The organism is Streptomyces sp. NPDC059452 (assembly GCF_042750035.1).
In the GTDB taxonomy this organism is placed as follows: domain Bacteria; phylum Actinomycetota; class Actinomycetes; order Streptomycetales; family Streptomycetaceae; genus Streptomyces.
The window spans coordinates 120978-140464 of sequence record NZ_JBHYVE010000023.1 but is presented as its reverse complement, the minus strand read 5'-3'; the positions used below and the strand labels follow the sequence as shown (position 1 = coordinate 140464).

Below are 19487 nucleotides of genomic sequence, written 5' to 3'. Positions count from 1 at the left end.
GAACGCGGATCATCGCGTTCCGCCCCGCCCGCTGCCCGTACGCCCACTTCAGGCGCTTGTCCGTGTACGGAGGCGGACTTGCCGCATCAAGCAACGTTCGCCCCCTGTGATGATTTCGCCCCCTGTGATGACGGGGACGGCTTGCTGTGCGGGGTGGCAGCGGACGGTCGGAATGGTCACGTGGCTGAGTACCTGCGGGTCGGGGAGATCGGTGACGACGAGGGCAGGCGGCTGCTGCGGATCATCCGCAGGGGCGCCGAGGCCGTGAACAGGGCGGCCGTTGCCTGACGTTAGGAACGGTCGACGGCGTGTTCTTTGAGAAAAGCGCCCGCGTGGGCTGCTGCTTCTTCCGCGGTCGCGTAGCGGGCCCCCTCGGTGACCGCGACGGATGCTCCGTCAGCGCCCACGCCTGTCCAACTCCAGTCACCGGAAGGTGCCTGCGTCAGTTCGGCAGTCCCCCCGAAGAGCGCGAGCGTGCTCCTGCCCGCTGTCGCGGGCGCTGGGCGGCTGACGGCGTCGGGCCATTTCTTACGGGCACCCTGCCGGGTGATGCCCCAGACAGCCCCCATCTGCTCGTAACTGGCGCCATAGGAACCAGCGGTTGCTGCCGCGTGCGCGGTCAACCGCCTGACCTCGGCATCCATCACCTTCCAAGCGGCCAGGACGGACAGTGCTACGTCAATGGGATCCGCTTCCCACATACGCTCCTCGGGCAGCCCGGTCTGTCGGGAGCGAATCGCCGAGGCCAGCGGATTCAAGGCGTCGTACAGCGCCTTGTCGAGTTCTGCCTGTTCTTCCGGGGGGATCTCAGAGACCATCATGCGGCAACTGTAGTTGTCGAATCGGCAGATGGGAACCAAAGTTTCCCAACTGTCTCGCTCGCAGCCCGGCCGTATCGAGGAGACAGGCCGTCCAGCGCTGAGCCAGGCAAGCGACCGTTGCTTGATGCGGCACTAGCTGGCTCCACTCGGCTCGTTGGCTCGTTGGCTCGTTGGATCGATGGCCGGGGCGGACAGCGGGACTCTCCGGTCCTTCCGAGCCCCCGGTTCGTGCCAGGGTGAGAGCGTGGCGGAGATCGAAATGGCAGATGCGTTTGCGGCCGTGTGTCGCGGTGGGCGCGGGAGCCTCTATGCCTATCGGGTGCGCGGGCTGGGACGCGGCGCGGTCGTCCTGTGGATCGGCGGCGAGGGCGACGAACATGATCAGGTGCTGGCCCTGCCAGCGGCTGATCGCCTTCAGGTGCCGGTGTTCACGACGGTCCGGCAGGCACGGGTGTATGCGAGCCGACGGGGACTCAGGCCGGCTACTTCCGGGGCCGGCACCCTGGAGCTCGCCCGTGTCGAGCATTGGCTGAAGGCCCCTGCGCGCCGACGCCTCCCCTCGGGGCCGGTGCTGGAGGCGTGGAACTTCTTCGAGGATCTGGCCCGAGGACTCGGCGAGGCGCACCGCCTGCCCCAGCAGGGCGCGGCGCACAACAGCGCTTACGAGAAGCTCTTCGAGGGCGACTGCGCGACGTGGACGCCCGTGGAGCAACGTGCGGTACTGGAACTGATGACGGCCGGGGTGGAGCTGTGGAGCTCCTGCCCAGTGATCGTGAAGCCCTGCTCGCCCACCGCCTCCGACAGCGGACGGGGCGCCCCCTCTTCGAGCCGGGCGGGGGTGAGCTTGTGCGGCGGCGGCGGCGGTGTCGTCGGCGGCGGGTGGAGCAGGCTGGGCCCCGTGAAACGCCTCGACATCGGTCGGGGCGATCGGGGATGCTTCGCGCGATGACCAGAATCAACGACACGCCCCCCGCTTGGGACGAACGCACCCAGCTCACCACGTTCCTCGACTTCGCACGGGGAACCGCCCGCGCCAAGTGCGAAGGCATCTCCGCGGAGAACGCCCGCAAGGCGCTCCTGCCGGGCTCACCGCTGATGACCGTGAGCGGACTGATCAACCACCTCCGCTGGGTCGAGTACTACTGGTTCCAGGTGGTCTTCCTCGGCGAGGAGGACCGGGCCCCCATGACGGACGAGGACCCCGACCGCGAAATGCGGATCGCCATCGACTTCCCGCTCACGCAGCTGCTCGACGAGTACGCCGAACAGAGCGCCCGCTACCGCGAACTGGTCGCCGGGAACGACCTGGACAAGCGGGCCGAGGGAACCATCCGCAACGGCCTCCACGTCGACCTGCGCTGGATCCTGCACCACCTCATCGAGGAGACGGCCCGCCACAACGGCCACCTGGACATCCTGCGCGAGCTGCTCGACGGCACGACCGGCTACTAGATCCGGTAGATCCGGCGGAGGTCAGGGGCGGGGGCCAGGGGCAGAGATCACGGGCGGGGCCAGAGCCGGATCGCAGCGAGCGTGACGGTTCCGTGGAAGATATAGCCGCGCCTGGTCGGGCCACGTGCGCGGGTCCCCGCCGCCGAGGCGACTGCCGACGAATCTCTGACTCAGACCACTAACCCGACAGGGACCCGTCCCGTACGGCGATGATGAAGGTGGACCATCCGGCGGCGGGGATGAGGAGCGTCGGGCCGCTGGGGACTTTGGAGTCGCGGACGGGGACGGCGGTGGGGTGGTGGTCCTGCACTTCCAGGCAACTGCCGCTGTCGCCATTGCTGTAGGACGACTTGCGCCAGCCGCTGAGGGGCGACGTCATGGGGGTGGTCACGCTAGCCATGTTCTCTGTAGCCCTTCGACGTCGCCTTCAGCGCTGCCACAGACTCCTTCAGCGGCAGTGCGTCGCTCATGGCCAGAGTGTAGTCGGCTTGGAACGCCTCGACCACGGACGGCGAATCGTGCAACCGCCCCATCCGGAGTCCTTCGCTGTAGGCGACCGGTGGCTGATCTTCGAACCACATCAGCGTCAGCATGCCGTCCAGCAGTGGGTGATATCCGAGCCCCAGCGGGATTACATGCGTGCGGATGCGCTCGGACTCGGTCAGAGCGACGATGTGGTCGATCTGCTCGGCCATGGCCTCCGGCCCGCCGACCGGCCGTCGCAGCACTGCCTCGTCGAGTACTGCCCAAACTGAGGGTGAGGACTGATTCTTGAGGATTGCCGCACGCTCCAGTCGTGCGACAACGGTCCTGTCACGTTCGGCCGAGCTCATGGATGGGAACGACCTGCCGAGGACGGCACGCGCGTACGCCTCGGTCTGAAGAATGCCCGGAACCAGGGAGGGCGCGTATTCACGGATCGCCGTTGCTTGCTGCTCCAGGAGTTTTACCGGCGAGAAGTAGTCCGCGAGGACATCGTCTTCCGCTCCGGGCCGGAAGCTCGTGAGCACATTGCCTGTGCCCAGCGCCATGTCGAGCCGTCGGGCGTCCTCTTCGCTCGGCACTCGGCGGCCGCCTTCGATATGCGAGATGTGCGATCGGGTCATGAGGGCCATATCCGCAAGCTGCTGCTGGGTCAGCCCGGCAGCCTCACGCGCGGCCTTCAACCATTTGCCATAGGTATTACTCACAGCCAACTCCCGTGCGACAGGCGCGATGTCACTCCGAATCCTCTGGCGAGCCTAGCCGTGCCGGTCTCACTCTGTGAGTGGATCGCTACTCAGCGAAGAATTCACCCCCACTGGTACGGAGTTGACTTACCCGTGATCGAAAATGCGCAGAACAACGCCCGACTGCTTCCCTGGACGGGCCTGGGCGGCAGGCCCTGCTACGTCGTGGGCAAGGGCACGGGCCGGGTCTCCCGGGCGGCCGACAAGGTGGAGGCCCTTCAGCTCGGCATGGCCCTGGAACTCCTCGACCACGCCGATGACATGCTGGCCGACGCGCAGGCCACCGAGCCCCAGCTCCGCCACGTCAGCGCGGCCCTGGTCCACTCGCTGCGTGACGTGCACCGGGTCGCCCGGAGCCGGGGGCTCAGGCTCGGCATCCCCGATGACTCCGGGGACGAACACCCCTCAGGCCCCGGGCTCGTCCGGCTGCTGCCCTGACGGCCGCGACGTACGCACGTCATCGGCCAGTTCGGCGAGGGCGAGGGCGGAGCGGTGCTGCTCGGGGGAGAAGCCCGTGGGGTTCTGGCCGGCCATCCGGTCGTCCTCGTAGCGCTGCCGCTGCTCCTCCGCGTACGACCGGAGCGCGGCGCGGGCCTCGTCCGTGGTGCTGTCCAGCGCGGCGGCCACCTCGGCCCAGGTGGCTCCCAGCTCCAGGGCGGCGTGCACGGCTCCGGCGCGGTACCGCAGAACCGTGCGGCGGATGGACTCGCCCAACGCCAGCTTCGCGAGGGCGTCGGCGGCGATGGCACGCTCGGTGGGGCGGGTCGCAGACGGCAGGTGCCGAAGGGTCAGACGCCGCTCGGCCTCGCCGTACTTCTCGGTCTGCCAGTTCAGCGGGGTCGCTGTCGTCACGTCGTCGGGCCGACGGACCGCCTTGGCCTGCCAGTGCTGGTACGCGTTGATGCCGATACTCATCGTGCGGAGTCCTTTCGTTCGCCCCGGCCCCAGTTCATGGGCCCACGGTAGGGGCGGGACCGGTGGCGGGCGTGAGCGTTCGTACTCAGTCCGGCCCGGCCGAATTCGACCTCGTACGGTGACGATCTCCACCGGGTCGTGAGGAACCGCGATCCGGTACGACCTACCGGATCGTGCTCGGCCGCGACGCGGTGACCCGGGACATCAACTACTTAAGAACCAAGAGAAAGAACCAACCCCACCCGACCCAGCCCGGCACCCACCTGACAACCCCCGGGGGTCCGTCACCCACACGGGTGAGATTCACCAACTGGGCTGGATTTCGTACCGGTTGGCAGGCATATGCTCACGCCACCAGACATCAGACATACGTCGGCCCCCGGCCGGGACTGCAATCCCGATCGAGGGCCTGACCACCAAGGAAGCAGAACCCTTCCCGATGGATACACCGCAGAATACTGCCCTCATGCGCGCCCTGGCAGAGCTTCCCGGGCCTCTCCCCACCTCCGGCGTGATCCACATCGTGATCCCGTACACCCGCCGCTTCGTCGTCGTCGGCAACGAGCTCTCCCAGGACCCCGCCCTGAGCACCGTCGCCGTCGGCTTCGCCGTACGCATCCAGTCCCTGCCCCAGGGCACCGAGATCGGCATCAAGGCCCTGGCCGCCTGCTACCGCGAAGGCGAACAGGTCATCGCCGCCGCCCTGCGCGAACTGGAGGCCCACGGCTACCTGCAACGCGCCCGCAGGCGCCAGCCGAACGGCCAGATCACCACCGTCACGGTGTTCTGCAACCAGCCCTCGGCCCTGTTGCAGCTCCAAGCGGTGGCACCCCCGCATCTGCCGCCACCGCCACCGCCGCCGCCGGTACGACTGCCCCTGCCACCGTCACCGGTCCCGTCACCGGCCCCGGCTCCAGAGGCACCTGCTGCCGTTCCCGTACCGGAGACACCCGACGCCATTCCCGTACGGGAGACGCCGCACCCCGCCCCCGTACGAGAGACGCCTCACCCAGCACCCCCGAGGTCAGCCCCGGCGCCGGTCGCGCCCCCTGCGCCCGCGCCCCAGCCCGTACCGCTCCCGGCGCCTTCGCAGCCGCCTCACCCTCACCCCCAGCCCGCGCCCGCCTTCGTGCCGCGCGTACCGCACCCCACCGCGCCCAAGCCCCCGCGTCGGCCGCTTCCTCAGCCCCGCGAGCTCACCCCGGAACTGGCCCGCATCGCCACCGCAGTTCTCAGCGAACTCCGTGACCACGTACCGCAGTTCACGCTCTCCGAGGATCAAGTCCGGGAACTGGTCCCGGGAGTCGCGGCCTGGCTCGAACGTGACGCGCATCCCGACACCATCCGCCACACCCTCACCAGCGAACTGCCCCAACCCGTCAAATACCCCGCGCAATTCGTCAAGCACCGGCTCACCGTCCTGCTGCCCCCACCCCTCCCCAGCACCCAGGACCTCGCGCCACCCGCCCGCCGCCGCGCACCCGTCACTCCGTTCCAGACCTGCGACGGCTGCGAACGTGCCTTCCGGTCCCTCACGCCCGGCCACTGCCGCGACTGCCGAGCCCACCCCGCACAAGCCGCAGCCTGACCTTGACCCTGACGCTGACCGACTGCGCGAGCGCGAGAATTCGTAGCACCGGGTGTAATCGCGGGGCGGTAGCCGACACAACCGTTCTGGAAACACCATCGGATGGGGGCCGCGTGGGCGAGGCAGGGGCAGAGTCGGAGGCCGGGGCCGAGGCAGAGGAAGAGGAAGCCGAGGAAGAGGAAGCCGAGGAAGAGGAAGAGTCGAGCGAGGAGTGGGGCCGGTTCGAGGCGGTCTACCGGGCCTCGTATCCCTTCGTCGTTCGGTACCTGACGCGCAGGCTCGCCGCTCACCTCGTCGACGACGCGGCCTCCGAGGTCTTCGCGATCGCCTGGGAACGGTGGCCGACCAGGCGGGGAGCACCGCTGCCCTGGCTGTACGGCATCGCGCGACGCGTTGCCGCCAACTCGCGACGGAGCCAGGGCACGGCGGCACGGTTGGTGGGGCGGTTGCAGAACGAGCACCCTTCTTCCGTTTCCGTGGACGAGCCCGCTGCCGAGACCCAGGTTCTGGGGCGGCTGGGGGCCGCCGGAGTCCTGGTGCGGATTCCGGATCGCGACCGTGAGGTGCTGATGCTCGTCTCGTGGGACGGGCTCGAACCCCATGAGGCGGCCCAGGCGCTGGGGTGCAGCAAGGCCGCGTTCCTGGTCCGGTTGCACAGGGCGCGGCGGCGGTTGGAGCGGGAGATCGCGAACGGGGGCGCCCCTGCTTCGGCCGAGGGGCGGCAGGCCGTGCCACGTGAGAGGACGACAACGTGAGGCGTGACGTAGGGCGCGTGCGGGAACTGTTGACGGCGGACAATGACCCAGCAGCCGTATACCCGTCCCAGGAGCGGGAGTTGCCGCCGCGCGCGGAGCGTGACCTGGCCGGACTGCGGCAGGCGGGGCGTCGCCCCGGTGACGCCGGTCGTGTCGTACGTCTGGGGCGTCGGCGGGTCCTGGTCGGTGCCGTGGCTACGGGCGTTGCGGTGGCGGTGGCGGTGGTCGGCGGAGGACGGGTGCTACCGGGCGCGGACAGGGTGCAGACGGTGGCCTACACGCCACCCGTACTGTCCCTGGAGCCCGTTGAGGGGCAGACATCGCGGGAGTTCCTGCGTGCCTTCGCCTCGCGCGTCGAGAAGCTGGCGCCGGAACCGGCGGAGGGGACGTACCGGTACACGAAGACGTGGGGGTGGTGGCTCAACACCGCAGGTGACGTTCCTGGTGGCGTGGCGAACGCCGCCGTGCCGACGGTGACCGAGTCCTGGGTCGGGGAAGACCGCTCCGGCCGGGAGCGCAGTGCGTACGGAGAACCTCTCTACCCCGACCCTGCACAGAAACGGGACGCCCAGGAGGCGGGACTCGTTGCGGGCACCGGGGTCGAGGACCGCGCCTACGGCCCTGGGGAGTTTCCCGTCCCCGACGACGATGGGGCCCCGATCGCACCGTTCTCCACCGATCCCGACGAGCTCATGCGCCAACTGAAGCGGGTGAACTGGGAGAGCGGCATGCTGATTTATGGCGTCCACGACATGATCGTCCATGCCGCCACCACGGGACCTGCCGATCCTCGTCTGCGCGCGGCCGCGCTGCGTGTGCTTGCCGAACACGGCGACGGCGTGAAGGTGGCGACCACGACGACCTGGCAGGGGCAAGAGGCCATCGTGGTCTCCGAGGAGGAGACGTACGAGGGCAGCGTCCAACGGGAATCAGTCCTGTTCGACCCGGCTTCCGGGTATCCGATGGGGACCGAATCGGCGCTGTTCGGACATGCCCGACGACTCAACGTCCCGGTGCCGGCCACTCTGAGCGTCACCGAGATCCTTCAGCGGGGGCAGGTCGATTCCACTACGGGGAGGCCGTGAAGGGGCGGGCCGAGACCGCGTCCTCGCCGCCGCCTTCGGCGAAGGGCTTTGGGCCGAAGGCGCCTTGCCGCCTGCACGGTCGGCCCCGCTGGGGGAGGAGTATCACCGGAGAGCTCTCATCACAGCGGCGTAGGGGCCCTCCGGCGACCACCTCCAGCGGGGCGACACGGCTATTCGATGACCGCGGTGGCTTCGACCTCGACCAGGAGATCGGGTTCGCCCAGTGCCGCGACTCCCAGCAGAGTGATCGGCTTGACCGGGTCGATGCCCAGCTTGGCTGCCGCCCGGCCCACGCCCTCACCCAGGAGCGGCATCTTCTCGGGGCTCCAGTCGACGACGTAGACGGTCAGCTTCGCCACGTCGCCGAAGGAGCCGCCGACTCCGGCCAGAGCGGTGGCGATGTTGAGGTAGCACTGTTCGACCTGAGCGGCGAGGTCACCCTCGCCCACCGGCTGCCCATCGGCGTCGCGGGCGACCTGCCCGGCGAGAAACACGAGCTTCGATCCGGTGGCGACCGACACCTGCCGGTAGACGTCGGGCTTCGGCAGCCCCTCGGGATTGAACAGCGTCACGGACATGAACGGCCTCTTTCCCCAGGCGACTTGGCGACTTGGTGACTTGGCGCCTGGCGTTCGACATCGGGAGCAACGAGATCACGTACATAAAAGCATAACGCTGCTATGTATTGTGGGACCATGGCAAGGACGAAGGATCCGGCAGTCCGCACCCTGTTGCTCGACCGGGCCGCTCAGATGCTGCGGACGAGGGAGCCGGTCACGCTGCGCGCCCTGGTGGCTGAGGCCGGAGTGTCGACGATGGCCGTCTATACCTACTTCGGCGGCATGGACGGTCTGTGGACGGCGTTGCGCCAAGAAGGCTTCAAGCGACTGGCCGGCAAACTGGAGGCCGTCGAAACGTCCGCGGACCCGGTGTGCGACCTCACCGCGCTGGGGTACGCCTACCTGACCAACGCCCTGGAGAACCCCGATCTCTACCGCGTCATGTTCGATGACGGCTTCGCACTGGAAGACACCGGCGCTGCGGACGACACCCTGCACCACCTCGTCCGTGCCGTCGACCGGGCCAAGGAGGGCGGCCGCTTCCACGGCACGGTCGACCCGCTGCAACTGGCCACCCAGAGCTGGGTCATCGGCCACGGCCTCGCCTCACTCGTCGCCACCGGCCCTCTGCCGCGTCAGGCGCTCGCTCACGGTGTGTCCCTGCTGACGGCACTGTTCACCAGTGCGGGAGACGAGCCCGGGCGGTGCCGTCAGTCGGTCGTACGCGGTTGGGGAGGGCCCCTCCATCCGGTCCATCCGGGCTGAACCCGAACGGGAGGAGCGTAGGACGCTCGGCCGCCTATGGCGCTGAGGTGCGGTCCGCGCGGCGCAGCTCCCCGGCCGCCAGGACGGTGTAGGCGGCAACGGTGAGCAAGAAGCCGGGGACCGTGAGCATGAGGCGCTGGCTGTCCTCCAGGACGGCTTCGTACTGGCTCCGCGAGACCTCCACCGTGCCGCGCTGGTATCCCGCTGCCTGGAAGGCGTAGTACCGGCCGTCCTTCGCCTCCGGGGACGACATGCCTTGGTCCCCGCCGATGGTGCAGATCACCAGCACCGCGCACGCCAGGCCGAGTGCCGCCAGTCCCGCCTGGGCCCTGCCGGGCAGACACCGGAAGGCCTGCCACGCCGTGCTCCGGTCCGCGCGTGTCAGGGCGATGCGGGCCAGGGCGGGCAGGACGATCAGGGCCACCAGCGCGCCGAGGGCGATCACCGGCCACCCGGCCTCGGGCAGCGGCAGGGTGCCGGGCAGCCAGGTGAGCGCGGCCAGTACCAGCAGTACGGCGCCGAGTGCGGCCGCGAGGCCCGCGTGCAGTTTGAAGGTCCACTCCATGCGGCGCAGCCTGCCACAGGGTCCTCAGGGCTCTTGGCCGGGTCGGCCCCCGAGGGCTCTGCGGCCCCCGAGGCCCCCGCTGCCGCCGTACGGGAGGTGCTTGCGCAGAAAGGGCGCTGCCACGAGCACGAGCAGCGCGAACGCCGTGAGCCGTTGCAGGCCGGGTTCGGCGGCGAGGCCGCTGTGCTGGATGCCGTACACCGCATACCAGTTGGCGGCGAGATCGGTCAGCAGGATCGCGCACGCGAGGTCGAGGCCCCGGCGCATTCCGCGCAGCAGGAGGAGGGCGGCGAGCGGGTCGAGGACGGTGAGGGCGGTCCAGTACAGGTTGAGCCAGGCCGGTGCCCAGGCGTACGGGCGCAGGCCATGGCGTACGAGGTCGGCGAGATGCGCGACACCGCCGACGAGGACCAGGACGGCAGCGATCACGCACACCAGGGCCACGGCCCAGCGGGGCGCGGCACGCATCCAGCCGGTCATGTCGTGGGGCTGCCCAACTTCGTTCGGGGGGTGGGTGGTTGTGCTGTTCGGCTCTCAGGGGAGGGCAGGTCGTACGGCGCTGTGTCTCTACGGATCTGTGGATGGATCTATTGTCGGCCACACCCATCCCCGTCCTGCCGTCTCCCCGTAGGTCCCGTGTCATGAAGCTGCTGATCTCTGTCGACCTCGACGTACGGGTGGCCGGGCGGTCGCTGGGCGAGGTCGGGCTGAACGCGGCGATGGCGGGGTACTTCGGCGTACCGGTGGTGCTGCTGGGCGGCGATGACGCGGCCTGCGCCGAGCTGTCCGACCTGGTGCCTTCCGCGATCACCGTCCCGGTCAAGCAGTCCCTCGGCATGGCCGCCGCGGTCACCCTGCACCCCGAGGAGGCCCGGGACCGACTGCGCCGGGCGGCTGCCGAGGCCGTCGGGCGGCGGGCGGAGGTCGCTCCGCTGGTCCTCCTTCCCCCCACCGGATCGCCGCTCGACGTCGAAGTCGACCTCTCCAGCCCGTCGACGGTCGATCTGGCGACCCTGGTGCCGGGCGTCGCACGGGCCGGGGGCGGCCGTACGGTCACCTTCACGGCCGCCGACTTCGCCGAGGCGTACCGGCTGATCCTGCTGCTCGTACAGCTCTCCACGATCAAGCCCGGCCAGGACGGGGTGCTGCTCCCGACCTCGTACAACCATTCGCCGTGCAGCGAGTCTTTCTTGATGCGCGGGCTCGATATCCAGCCACTCGACCGCTCCGACTGCGCTCCGACCGGCCACGGTCGGGGCCGAGGCCGGGTGCGTCCGGGAGGGGCCCGCCGCTGACCGACTGTTCGTACGCCCCAGGGGGATGGACCTTGCCCGCATATCGCTTCCGTACCACTTCCGCCATCGTCGTCGCGCTCGCCGCCACCGCCGCGGCCACACCGCTCACCTTCGCCGGTACGGCCGTGGCGGCCGGGCCCGCGCCGGTGCCGCGTCAGCATGTCGACTTCAACGGGGACGGGTACGAGGACATGGTGGCCTCGGTGCCCGAGGGGACGGTGTCCGGCGTCAAGAAGGCCGGGTATCTCGTGGTGTACCCGGGCAACGCGAAGGGCATCAGCCCGGCCCGCCACAAGGTGATCAACCAGAACTCGCCCGGGGTGCCCGGAGCGGCCACGGCCAACGCCCGGTTCGGGGCGGGGACGACCGCCGACATCGACCGCGACGGCTACACCGACCTGCTGGTCTCGCCCGCCAAGGGTCCGCAGATCATCCTGTTCGGCGGGGCGAAGGGGCTGGGGACCCGGTCCGTCGAGTTCCAGGGCCGGGGGAGCGCGGTGGGCGACTTCGACGGCGACGGCCGCACCGACGTGGCCGGAATCGGCCCGTGGGGCGAGACGGTCGTGATCGACGAGGGCATCGGCGCGGACGGCTCGGTGGGCCGTACGCGTACGGCTCTCACCTCCGGGAGCGTCACCGTGTACCAGCGGCTTCAGGTCGTGGACATGAACAACGACGGCAAGGACGACCTGCTCGTCAACAGCGGTTGCGACGACGAGCCGGACTGCGACTCGACCTCGCTGTACCTGTCGACCGGTACGGGCTTCCGGTACACGCCCTTCGTGACGGCGCCGGGGACGTACCTCAACCACTCGACGGTGACGGTCGGTTCGGTCAACGGGGACGCCTACCCGGACCTGGTCTACACCCGGCAGCCCACCGGCCTGGACAGCGACCTGGACTTCCCGAGCAAGGGCGGCGCGGTGGCGGTGGTCTACGGCGGCCCCAAGGGCCAGAACACCAAGCTGAAGCCGAAGTGGATCACCCAGCGGACCGCCGGGGTGCCCGGAGCCGACGAGGTGGGCGACGAGATGGGCGCGAGCGCGGCGGTCGCGGACCTGGACGGCGACGGGTACGGCGAGGTCGTGGTGGGCCTGCCGGGCGAGGACGTCGGCAAGGTCAAGGACGCGGGCGGGGTGCTGGTCTTCAAGGGCCGCGCCTCGGGCATCACGGGCGCGGGCACGAAGGTGATCGGCCAGGGCACGAAGCACGTCCCCGGCGTCAACGAGAAGGGCGACCGCTTCGGCGGCGAGGTCCACATCGTGGCCCCCGCCAAGGGCGTACGGGCCACGCTCGCCGTGGCCGCACCCGGCGAGAACGGCAACAAGGGCGCGGTGTGGCTGTTCAAGGGCAGCCGCTCGGGGCCGGTCGCGAAGGGCAGCGTCTCCTTCGGCGAGTCCAGCCTCGGAGTGAAGCCTTCGGCGGTGCGGTTCGGGGGGCTGCTGGGCTGAGCCCCGGGGGCCAGATGCGCTGACGTTCCGTACGGGGTGCCTTCCCCGGCACGCGTACATTCCGTCCCCGTACGGCTGGCCTCTCCGCCCCTGTACGTCCCGTCGCTGTACGCCTACGGCTCGCCCCCGTAGGCGTACGCGCGGAGGAAGACGTCCACGGCTGCCTCCGCCGTGGCGCGCAGTCCGGCGTCCGGGACGGGGCGTGTGCCCCGCCGGGACTGGAGCTCCAGCGGGCCGGTGAGCAGGGCGAGGAAGTGCCCGGCGGCCTGTTCCGGGTCGCACGGGCGCAGTTGGCCGGACAGGGAGAGCCGGGCCAGGCGGTCGGCGAGCGCGGCGAGGGGGCGGCGTGCGGTGCGCTCCTGTACGCCGTCGGCGAGGTCGGTGAAGTGCGAGGCCTCCGCGTAGGTCAACCGGCGTAGGGCGCTTGCCCGTTCACCGCAGCAGATGCGGGCCAGCCGGACGGCCAGTTCCGTCAGGGCCGCGCGGGGGTCCTGGTCGTCGGCCCGGTCGCGCAAGTGCTCGACAGCGGCGAGGAGTTCGGCCAGCAGGACGTCGGCCGAGGCTTCGACGGCGTACCGGAAGAGCGTCTCCTTGTCGGTGAGGTGGTTGTAGACGGTCGGCTTGGCGACCCCCGCCTCATCCGCGATCTCCTGGACGCCCGCCTGCGCGTAGCCGCGCCGCGCGAAGACGGTGAACGCGGCGTCCAGGATCGCCTTGCGCTTGTTCACGCGCGGGCTGTCCGTGCCTCGACTGTCTGCGCCTCGGGGACCTCTTGACTCGACTGAACTCATGGGTTCAGTCTAGACGAGATCGAAGGGCAGCTTTTCTGAACCAATAAGTTCAATAAGCGGGAGGGTGCGAGCGATGATCGTCCACATGCAGCGGTTCGACTTCAAGGACGGGACGACGGAGGAGCAGAAGGCCCATGTGCTCGGCCTGATGCGGCGTACGGCCTCGGTGGAGTCCGTCTCCTTCGCCACGGTCGGCCAGAGCCTGCTCGGCCCCGGCAACGACTTCTCGCACGCCTACTGCGTGGCGTTCGAGGACCTGGATGCCGTGGAGCGGTACATGCACGACCCGGTCCACCTGGAGGGGGACCACGAGATCCTGCCGCACCTGGCGAGGATCGCGATCGGCCCGGACGCCTCGGACGACATGGATCCGGAACTGGGCGCCAAGATCATGGCGTTGCACGAGAAGAAGACCGCTCTGTACCCGGAGTGGGGCGCCCAACTCGAACCGCTCCTGGCCGGGGGCGTCGAGGAGTCCTGAGAGAAGGGGGGGGGGCTTGCCTGGCCAGAGGTAGGTGTCGTCGCGCGAGGCCGCCGGCCAGCGGGACGCACTCAGAGCCGCGCAAGCACGCCCGCACGCAAGCACGCACGCGATAAAGCTGGTGACGCAGTCGATCACTCCCGGGATACTGGCCGACCATGGACACGGATGAGGTCGAAGTCGTCGTCGCCCATTCCGAGCGCGCGACCCTGCGCGTCGGCGACGTGTTCCTGAAGGTGGACGCCGACGAGGCACGCATCGACGCCGAGGTCGAGGCGATGTCCCTCGCGCCGGTCCCGACCCCGGAGATCCTGTGGCGCAAGCCGCCCGTGCTCGCGATCGCCGCGCTCCCGGGGACGACGCTCGGGAGCCTCGGCGGGCCGTCGACCGGGTCGTCGGCGGCCTGGGCCGCGGCGGGCGCCGCCATCCGGAAGCTGCACGACGCGCCACTGCCACCCCGGCCCGGCCGGGCAGGCCGGAGCATCGCCGCGCTGGCGGCGGAACTCGACGGCGAATGCCAGTTGTTGGTGACGCGCGGCCTCCTGCCCGCCGACCTGGTCACCCGTAACCGCCGGGCCGCCGAGGCCGCGCTCCGGCCGTGGACCCCGGCGTTCACACACGGCGACCTGCAGATCGCCCACGTCTTCGTCGACGGCGACGAGGTCACGGGCATCATCGACTGGTCCGAGGCGGGCCAGGGCGATGCCCTGTACGACCTGGCCACCTTCACGCTCGGACACGAGGAGCACCTGGACGACGTCCTCGCTGGCTATGGCGACGACGCCGACCTCGAAGTGATCCGCGCGTGGTGGTCGTTGCGAAGCCTGCTGACAGTCCGCTGGCTGATCGACCACGGCTTCGACCCGTTCGCACCGGGCTGTGAGGTCGAGGTGCTGAGATCCCGGATGTGAGGCTGCGGGGGTGCGTCGGCGTCAGGGACTCATGGCGGCCCGGTCGGACTCACTGCGCAGAACGCAGAACTCGTTGCCTTCGGGATCAGCGAGGACTGCCCGGCCCGAACCACCGGAATCGCGGTGATCGGCGGCCAAGGTGGCGCCGAGACTCAGGAGCCGCTCCACTTCCTGCTCGCGCGAGGCCTCAGGGCGCAGACAGAGATGCATCCGATTCTTGACGGTCTTGGCCTCGGGCACCTGATTGAAGTACAGCACCGGCCCCTCCGCCGGCAGCACCTGAGTCTCCCGATCGCCGGGGCCGGCGTCCGGATCTATCGGACGCCCTGTCACCTCACTCCAGAAGCGTGCCAGTTCATAGGCATCCGCACAGTCGATCGCCATGTTCTGCACCACTGAAACCATGGGCGTCAGCCTTCCTGGCCTTCGCTCCGGACGCCACTGAGCCCTTCCGCTTCAGGTTCGCTGGGTGCGCCCTCGCCCAGCGTGATCGTGAGCACCCCATCCGAACCGGGACGCGCTGCGCGGAAGCAGACCTTCGCCCTGCTCCATCACTTCAAACGCCTCGCCGTCCGATGGGAACGACGCACCGAACTCCACGACGCCTTCATCTCCCTCATCTGCTACCGACGCCTCACGAAGGTCCACTCATGATCGTGTTACGAGCTCCAAGGCGTACGATATTCGGCAGGAAGTGTTACAGCTTCTTTTGGATGGACATGGCCAGTGTGGTGAGTTCAGCCTCATCCTCGGCGGGCACCAAATAGTTATTATTCCTTGCATGCGCGAGAAACTCGGCTGGTAGCCTCACGTGATAGGTGTGCAAATAAAACCAGAGGTCACCTCGCCAGATCCATTCGCCGTCGCTGAAGATGGAATCTCCGCCGAGAATGGTTTTTTCTGACCCCATTACATCGGCGGAAGACCCCATCACGCTGAACAGTTCGTGGCCCGCGAGGAGGTATGCGGTGACTTCCTTGTCGTCTGGGTAGGGGGTTGTGCCGACGTATTCACGTACGCTGCCGACAGGTTCTCCGAAAGATTCCGGCCAAAGCTCCTGGAAAAATCCTGCAATCTTCATGCTGTGGTCCCCTTTTCATTGCACCCATGGTAGAAATGTTCGCCAGTATCCACCGTCAAATATAACGGGCGTCTGTTCGGGGCCAAGCCTTGAACTGACGCCAACCTTGTTTGTGGGAGCCATGACGGGGACGCCCAACTCGTTGGCGATCGCCTGTGCTGCCGGATTGTCCGAAGCGCCCTTTGCGGCCGTCCCGGTGTGGCAAGAAACGAGCCGCACAGGGCCGCCGTCATAGCTCGGGTTGGCTCGGATTGCTTCGGCGATGTGGGTCGGGTGGGTGTCACCAGCGGAGAATCCTACCCCTGCCTCGTTCACTCGGCCAGGTTCAAAGAACCCCTGGGCGTTCCCGTGCACAACGACGTCATGATATCCATCCAGAGGGCGAACGAGTTCAAAGTTTACAAGTGTATTTCTGTCGTATCCGATAGCTGTCCTGCCCTCGCGGAAGTACACCGGATCACCAGTGCTCAGAACCAGATCGCCAGGTTCCTTGGGCGGGCGGGGGATTGTCGACTCGGGAGAGGTTCGCGCTTCGAAGTCGCGCCGGGTTCCCATGTCGGCTGCATCGAGGTGGGAGACGGTATCCGGTTGCAGGTTGTGCGAGATGTCGGTCCCACCACCGTGATCGGTCGGTACGCCGTCATCGTGGCTGCCCGTCGGTGCGTCAGGAGACGAGGTGTCGTGGGATGCCATGTCACTCTTGTGCGCGCTGGCTGACCCGTCGTCCAAGCCGTTGTTCGGCGCACCCTCGTCAGCGTTTCCGCGGGAAGCGGATGGAGTTCCGTCACCAAAAGCCTTGTCGGGCAGGTGATTGCCCATGGAACCGCTGGAACCACGGCCAGTTTCGGCACCGACCAGGGCCGATTCCTCGGCGGGGGTGCGGGGCAGCGGAGTGTCGGCGTCGGTTCTGATGGGGGCGCCGTCGGCCGGGTTGCCTCCGGGGGCGGCGGAGTGGTGTTGCCTGAGGGCGCCGTCCTCCTTGAGGAGGTTTCCCTCGACGTCGATGTGGACCACCTTGCCGCTCATGTCGGTCAGCCTGACCGTGTTCCCCGGCAGAGCAGTGGTGCCCTCCGGGACTTTCAGAGCGCCCTCCGGGATCGGCAGGGAGCCCGCGGGCGGGGTCATGCCGTCGGGGAGGCGGACCACGCCGTCGCCGAGGTCGACGGCTCCGGCGGGGATGTCCATGTCGTCGGGGAGCTTGACCGCGCCCTTCGGGACCTCGAACGCGCCGTCCGGAATCGCCGCGCCCTCGGGCAGGTGCAGGGTGCCGTCGGCCAGCTTGAAGCCACCGTCCGGGAGCGTGATCGTTCCCGGGGGGAGGGCGGGGATCTCGAGGTTGCCCATGCCCTTGAGGCCGGCCATCACGTCGCTGATCTTCGTCAGGCCCGCGCCCGCGCCCTTGAAGAGGTACGTCATCGGGTCGATGGCCCGGCCCGCCTTGCCCGCGAACGACAGGGCCTTCGCCGAGAGCGCCGCCTTGCCGCCGCCCGCGACAGCACCGCCTGCGCCGCCGGTGAAGACGGTGGTCACCACGTTGAACGTGACCGCGCCCGCCGCGCGTGAGGGGTTCTCGCTCCACTGGTCCCAGGCCAGCAGTGCCTTGCCGGTCTCCTTCATCGCGGTGCGCGAGTCCCGCAGCCAGGAGGGGAGCTTGTCCTCCGGTGCCAGCCAGAACGCGGCTGCCAGCGGGGTGGCGGAGATGACGATGCCCGTGGCCAGCTGGGCCAGGCCCGTCCATGCCTGCTTCATGGACTCCCAGCCGTCGGTGCCGACCAGGGTGCCCAGGCCCTTGATCGTGCCCCACACGCCGTCGACGACGACGCCTTTGCCGAAGTCCCAGAGGTGTTCGTGGATGTGGTACCAGGGCGTCGACTCCTTTACCGGGTCGCCCCAGGGCAGGCCCTTGGCGTGCTTCAGGGCCTCGACGTCGTAGCCGTACATGCCCTTGCCGCCGGAACCGTCGTCCACCTTGAGCTGCGTGCCGCCCGGCACCAAGGCGATGATCTTGTTGTGGCAGGCGCGTTCGACCGCCTGGAACGCAGCCCAGGCCTCGGCGATCTCGGCGCGGCGGTTGTTGTTCTCCTCGACCAGGTCGCCGTCCTCGCGCCACTTGTCGTCCGCGTTCACCTTGACGAGGAAGGCGCCCGCGTCCCGCTTGAGCCGCTTCAGCTTCTCCACCAGGGGGTGGGCGTCGTCCGAGTAGGTGCTCAGCGCGCTGGTGATGGTGGCCAGGTCCGACTTGAGCGAGGCCCCGCGGTCGGCGACCGGCTTCGTCGTCGCGAACAGCTGGTCGGCCTCGGGCGCCTTGTAGAAGGCCTGCAAGCCACCGAAGCTGCTGTGGATGTCGGCCGCGGCCGAGGAGATCTTCGCCCCGTCCTTGGCCAGCTCGGTCACCTTGGTGTCGAGCAGCGCAAGGTTCCCGGTGAAGACCGGTATGCCCTCCAGGGTGACCGGCTGATCCTCGCTCACTTGACGGCCCCCATGTCCTTGAGAACGTCCAGACGGACCGACTTCGCCGCGTTCTGCGCCTGCTTGGCCGTCTCCAGGTCACCCTCGACGTACTCGTTGGTCGCCGTCGCCGCCCCGAGTACGGCCGCCTGGATCCGCTCCGCCATCGACTTCAACTGGGCCTGCCGCGCCTGCGCGTACTGCCCCAGAGCAGCCGCCACCGGACCCATCGCCGCTTGCGACAACGGCGCCTGCCCCGGCGCCACCGGACCATGCAGCGGCGCACTCGCCGCCGTACCCGGCACCGCCGTCCCCGCCGCCTGCGCCGCCTCCGAGAGGTCCGTCATGAACGCACTGAGCGCTTTCTCCAGATCACCGGCATGCCCACCGACGACCTTCAACTGACCCTGCACACCCTGCGGCTTGATATCCCACGCCGACACCGACGCCCCACCCCCGTACTCCCTGGCTCCTTGGAACAGACCCCGGACAACCCGTCACCGGCTCACACCGGTCCCTGGGTCAACCGATGCCGTCGACCGCGGCCTTCGCGCGCGCCAGCGTCTGCGACGCGGTCCCGTCGTTCTTCTCCAGCGTCGTACGCAGCAGATGGATGATGTTCTTGACCTCCTGCGAGGTCGCGTTCCACCGCAGTTCCTTACCGTGGTACTCATCCGCCACACCGTCGGCCGCGAAGTCGTTCATCGCCGCCTTCACCTGGGTGTCCCGCGCCGTGATCACCTGCTCCAGCTGGGCGATCACCAGCTGGATGTTGCCCTGGACCTCTGTCGAGGCGCCCGTGTCGTACGAACGCCGGTCCGTGCTGCCCGCCATCAACCATCACTCCCCGTTGTGAAAACCGAAACCCCGAAATACCCGAAGACCCAGTGCGCAGGCAGGCTCAACGACCGCCGAAGCGCGCCGCGTCGAAATTGGCCGACGCCATCTGCGTCTTGGCGTTCTCGCCCTGCTCCTGGTCACCCGAACCGAACGCCGCGTCCATCCCGGACTGGCCGCCCAGGATCCCGGACAGCGAGGCGTTGAGCGCGGTGGTGATCTCGTCGGACCGGTTCTTGAAGTCGTCGAAGGCGACCTTCCCCGCTCCGTTGAACTTGCCCTCCAGGGGCTCGGCCGCCGCGATGAGCTGGCGGATCAGCGTCCCCAGGTCCGTACTCGCGCCCTGCGAATGCGAGATCAACGTCGAAAGGACCGAGGTCCCCATGTCGAACTTCATCGTCTTCCCCCAACACCTCGAATGAACGCATGAGTGTTCGGATTCATGTCTATCAATCCT

At 68.7% G+C, this 19487-nt stretch carries 24 protein-coding genes and 1 pseudogene; 11 read left to right on the top strand and 14 right to left on the bottom strand.

Translation table 11 applies throughout. The annotated features are described in order from the left end of the window. Positions 1 to 290: 290 nt before the first annotated feature. Positions 291 to 821 carry a hypothetical protein gene (locus tag ACFW9Z_RS27355; protein WP_384645223.1) on the bottom strand — a complete coding sequence of 177 codons (531 nt, stop codon included), beginning with the start codon at positions 819 to 821 and terminating at the stop codon, positions 291 to 293. 244 nt (positions 822 to 1065) lie between these two features. On the opposite strand from ACFW9Z_RS27355, the gene ACFW9Z_RS27350 reads away from it, so the two are divergent. Next, positions 1066 to 1770: a hypothetical protein gene (locus ACFW9Z_RS27350; protein ID WP_384645222.1), complete on the top strand. Its 705-nt coding sequence runs from the start codon at positions 1066 to 1068 to the stop codon at positions 1768 to 1770. Beyond that, a complete protein-coding gene (locus ACFW9Z_RS27345; protein WP_384645221.1) occupies positions 1767 to 2273 on the top strand; it encodes a DinB family protein in 507 nt (168 codons plus the stop codon). The genes ACFW9Z_RS27350 and ACFW9Z_RS27345 overlap by 4 nt, the downstream gene beginning before the upstream one ends. Positions 2274 to 2451: 178 nt before the next feature. On the opposite strand, the gene ACFW9Z_RS27340 is transcribed toward ACFW9Z_RS27345, so the two are convergent. Beyond that, entirely contained in the window at positions 2452 to 2673 is a 222-nt protein-coding gene (locus ACFW9Z_RS27340) for a DUF397 domain-containing protein (RefSeq protein WP_384645220.1), read from the bottom strand. Further along, the gene (locus ACFW9Z_RS27335; protein WP_384645219.1) at positions 2666 to 3463 is read right to left on the bottom strand and encodes a Scr1 family TA system antitoxin-like transcriptional regulator; all 798 of its coding nucleotides are present in this window, start codon (positions 3461 to 3463) and stop codon (positions 2666 to 2668) included. Before ACFW9Z_RS27335 ends, ACFW9Z_RS27340 begins: the two co-directional genes overlap by 8 nt. A gap of 132 nt (positions 3464 to 3595) precedes the next feature. Here ACFW9Z_RS27335 and ACFW9Z_RS27330 point away from each other — a divergent pair, with 132 nt between their 5' ends. Then, the gene (locus ACFW9Z_RS27330) at positions 3596 to 3940 is read left to right on the top strand and encodes a hypothetical protein (RefSeq protein ID WP_384645218.1); all 345 of its coding nucleotides are present in this window, start codon (positions 3596 to 3598) and stop codon (positions 3938 to 3940) included. Here the strand turns inward: ACFW9Z_RS27330 and ACFW9Z_RS27325 are convergent. Beyond that, a complete protein-coding gene (locus tag ACFW9Z_RS27325) occupies positions 3908 to 4417 on the bottom strand; it encodes a hypothetical protein (protein ID WP_384645217.1) in 510 nt (169 codons plus the stop codon). The two genes, ACFW9Z_RS27330 and ACFW9Z_RS27325, sit on opposite strands and share 33 nt — an antisense overlap. Positions 4418 to 4856: 439 nt before the next feature. Between ACFW9Z_RS27325 and ACFW9Z_RS27320 the strand changes: the two genes are divergently transcribed. From ACFW9Z_RS27320 to ACFW9Z_RS27310, 3 genes are all read left to right on the top strand, one after another. Further along, positions 4857 to 6005, top strand: a complete 1149-nt coding sequence (locus tag ACFW9Z_RS27320; protein WP_384645216.1) for a hypothetical protein — start codon at positions 4857 to 4859, stop codon at positions 6003 to 6005. A 113-nt stretch (positions 6006 to 6118) separates the two neighbouring features. Beyond that, positions 6119 to 6760, top strand: coding sequence for an RNA polymerase sigma factor (locus tag ACFW9Z_RS27315; protein ID WP_384645215.1), 642 nt, complete (start codon positions 6119 to 6121; stop codon positions 6758 to 6760). Then, a complete protein-coding gene (locus tag ACFW9Z_RS27310) occupies positions 6757 to 7845 on the top strand; it encodes a hypothetical protein (RefSeq protein ID WP_384645214.1) in 1089 nt (362 codons plus the stop codon). Before ACFW9Z_RS27315 ends, ACFW9Z_RS27310 begins: the two co-directional genes overlap by 4 nt. A 170-nt stretch (positions 7846 to 8015) precedes the next feature. On the opposite strand, the gene ACFW9Z_RS27305 is transcribed toward ACFW9Z_RS27310, so the two are convergent. Then, a complete protein-coding gene (locus ACFW9Z_RS27305) occupies positions 8016 to 8423 on the bottom strand; it encodes a RidA family protein (protein ID WP_384645213.1) in 408 nt (135 codons plus the stop codon). Between the two features lie 117 nt (positions 8424 to 8540). On the opposite strand from ACFW9Z_RS27305, the gene ACFW9Z_RS27300 reads away from it, so the two are divergent. Continuing rightward, positions 8541 to 9170 (top strand): TetR/AcrR family transcriptional regulator, encoded by a 630-nt coding sequence (locus ACFW9Z_RS27300; protein ID WP_384645212.1) that lies wholly within the window; start codon positions 8541 to 8543, stop codon positions 9168 to 9170. Positions 9171 to 9204: 34 nt separating this feature from the next. Here the strand turns inward: ACFW9Z_RS27300 and ACFW9Z_RS27295 are convergent, their stop codons facing one another. Then, positions 9205 to 9735, bottom strand: coding sequence for a hypothetical protein (locus ACFW9Z_RS27295; RefSeq protein WP_384645211.1), 531 nt, complete (start codon positions 9733 to 9735; stop codon positions 9205 to 9207). A 24-nt stretch (positions 9736 to 9759) separates the two neighbouring features. Further along, the gene (locus ACFW9Z_RS27290) at positions 9760 to 10215 is read right to left on the bottom strand and encodes a hypothetical protein (RefSeq protein ID WP_384645210.1); all 456 of its coding nucleotides are present in this window, start codon (positions 10213 to 10215) and stop codon (positions 9760 to 9762) included. 185 nt (positions 10216 to 10400) lie between these two features. Between ACFW9Z_RS27290 and ACFW9Z_RS27285 the strand changes: the two are divergent. Next, positions 10401 to 10865 (top strand): annotated as a pseudogene (locus tag ACFW9Z_RS27285) (M55 family metallopeptidase); the annotation flags it as partial. A 197-nt stretch (positions 10866 to 11062) separates the two neighbouring features. Next, entirely contained in the window at positions 11063 to 12481 is a 1419-nt protein-coding gene (locus tag ACFW9Z_RS27280) for an FG-GAP and VCBS repeat-containing protein (protein ID WP_384645209.1), read from the top strand. Between the two features lie 113 nt (positions 12482 to 12594). Here the strand turns inward: ACFW9Z_RS27280 and ACFW9Z_RS27275 are convergent, their stop codons facing one another. Then, complete coding sequence (locus ACFW9Z_RS27275) at positions 12595 to 13272, bottom strand: TetR/AcrR family transcriptional regulator (RefSeq protein WP_384645208.1); 678 nt, start codon at positions 13270 to 13272, stop codon at positions 12595 to 12597. 73 nt (positions 13273 to 13345) lie between these two features. Here ACFW9Z_RS27275 and ACFW9Z_RS27270 point away from each other — a divergent pair, with 73 nt between their 5' ends. Then, positions 13346 to 13753 carry a Dabb family protein gene (locus tag ACFW9Z_RS27270; RefSeq protein ID WP_384645207.1) on the top strand — a complete coding sequence of 136 codons (408 nt, stop codon included), beginning with the start codon at positions 13346 to 13348 and terminating at the stop codon, positions 13751 to 13753. Between the two features lie 158 nt (positions 13754 to 13911). Then, positions 13912 to 14664 carry a phosphotransferase family protein gene (locus ACFW9Z_RS27265; RefSeq protein ID WP_384645206.1) on the top strand — a complete coding sequence of 251 codons (753 nt, stop codon included), beginning with the start codon at positions 13912 to 13914 and terminating at the stop codon, positions 14662 to 14664. A gap of 21 nt (positions 14665 to 14685) precedes the next feature. On the opposite strand, the gene ACFW9Z_RS27260 is transcribed toward ACFW9Z_RS27265, so the two are convergent. From ACFW9Z_RS27260 to ACFW9Z_RS27235, 6 genes are all read right to left on the bottom strand, one after another. Continuing rightward, on the bottom strand, positions 14686 to 15069 hold the full coding sequence (locus ACFW9Z_RS27260) for a VOC family protein (protein WP_384645205.1): 384 nt from the start codon (positions 15067 to 15069) through the stop codon (positions 14686 to 14688). A 292-nt stretch (positions 15070 to 15361) separates the two neighbouring features. Beyond that, positions 15362 to 15745, bottom strand: coding sequence for a hypothetical protein (locus ACFW9Z_RS27255; protein ID WP_384645204.1), 384 nt, complete (start codon positions 15743 to 15745; stop codon positions 15362 to 15364). A gap of 15 nt (positions 15746 to 15760) precedes the next feature. Then, positions 15761 to 18214, bottom strand: a complete 2454-nt coding sequence (locus ACFW9Z_RS27250; RefSeq protein ID WP_384645203.1) for a hypothetical protein — start codon at positions 18212 to 18214, stop codon at positions 15761 to 15763. Next, positions 18211 to 18636 (bottom strand): DUF6507 family protein, encoded by a 426-nt coding sequence (locus ACFW9Z_RS27245; protein ID WP_384645202.1) that lies wholly within the window; start codon positions 18634 to 18636, stop codon positions 18211 to 18213. Before ACFW9Z_RS27245 ends, ACFW9Z_RS27250 begins: the two co-directional genes overlap by 4 nt. A gap of 79 nt (positions 18637 to 18715) precedes the next feature. Then, positions 18716 to 19027: a pore-forming ESAT-6 family protein gene (locus tag ACFW9Z_RS27240; RefSeq protein ID WP_384645201.1), complete on the bottom strand. Its 312-nt coding sequence runs from the start codon at positions 19025 to 19027 to the stop codon at positions 18716 to 18718. A gap of 67 nt (positions 19028 to 19094) precedes the next feature. Further along, a complete protein-coding gene (locus tag ACFW9Z_RS27235; protein ID WP_384645200.1) occupies positions 19095 to 19427 on the bottom strand; it encodes a hypothetical protein in 333 nt (110 codons plus the stop codon). Between the last annotated feature and the right edge of the window lie 60 nt (positions 19428 to 19487).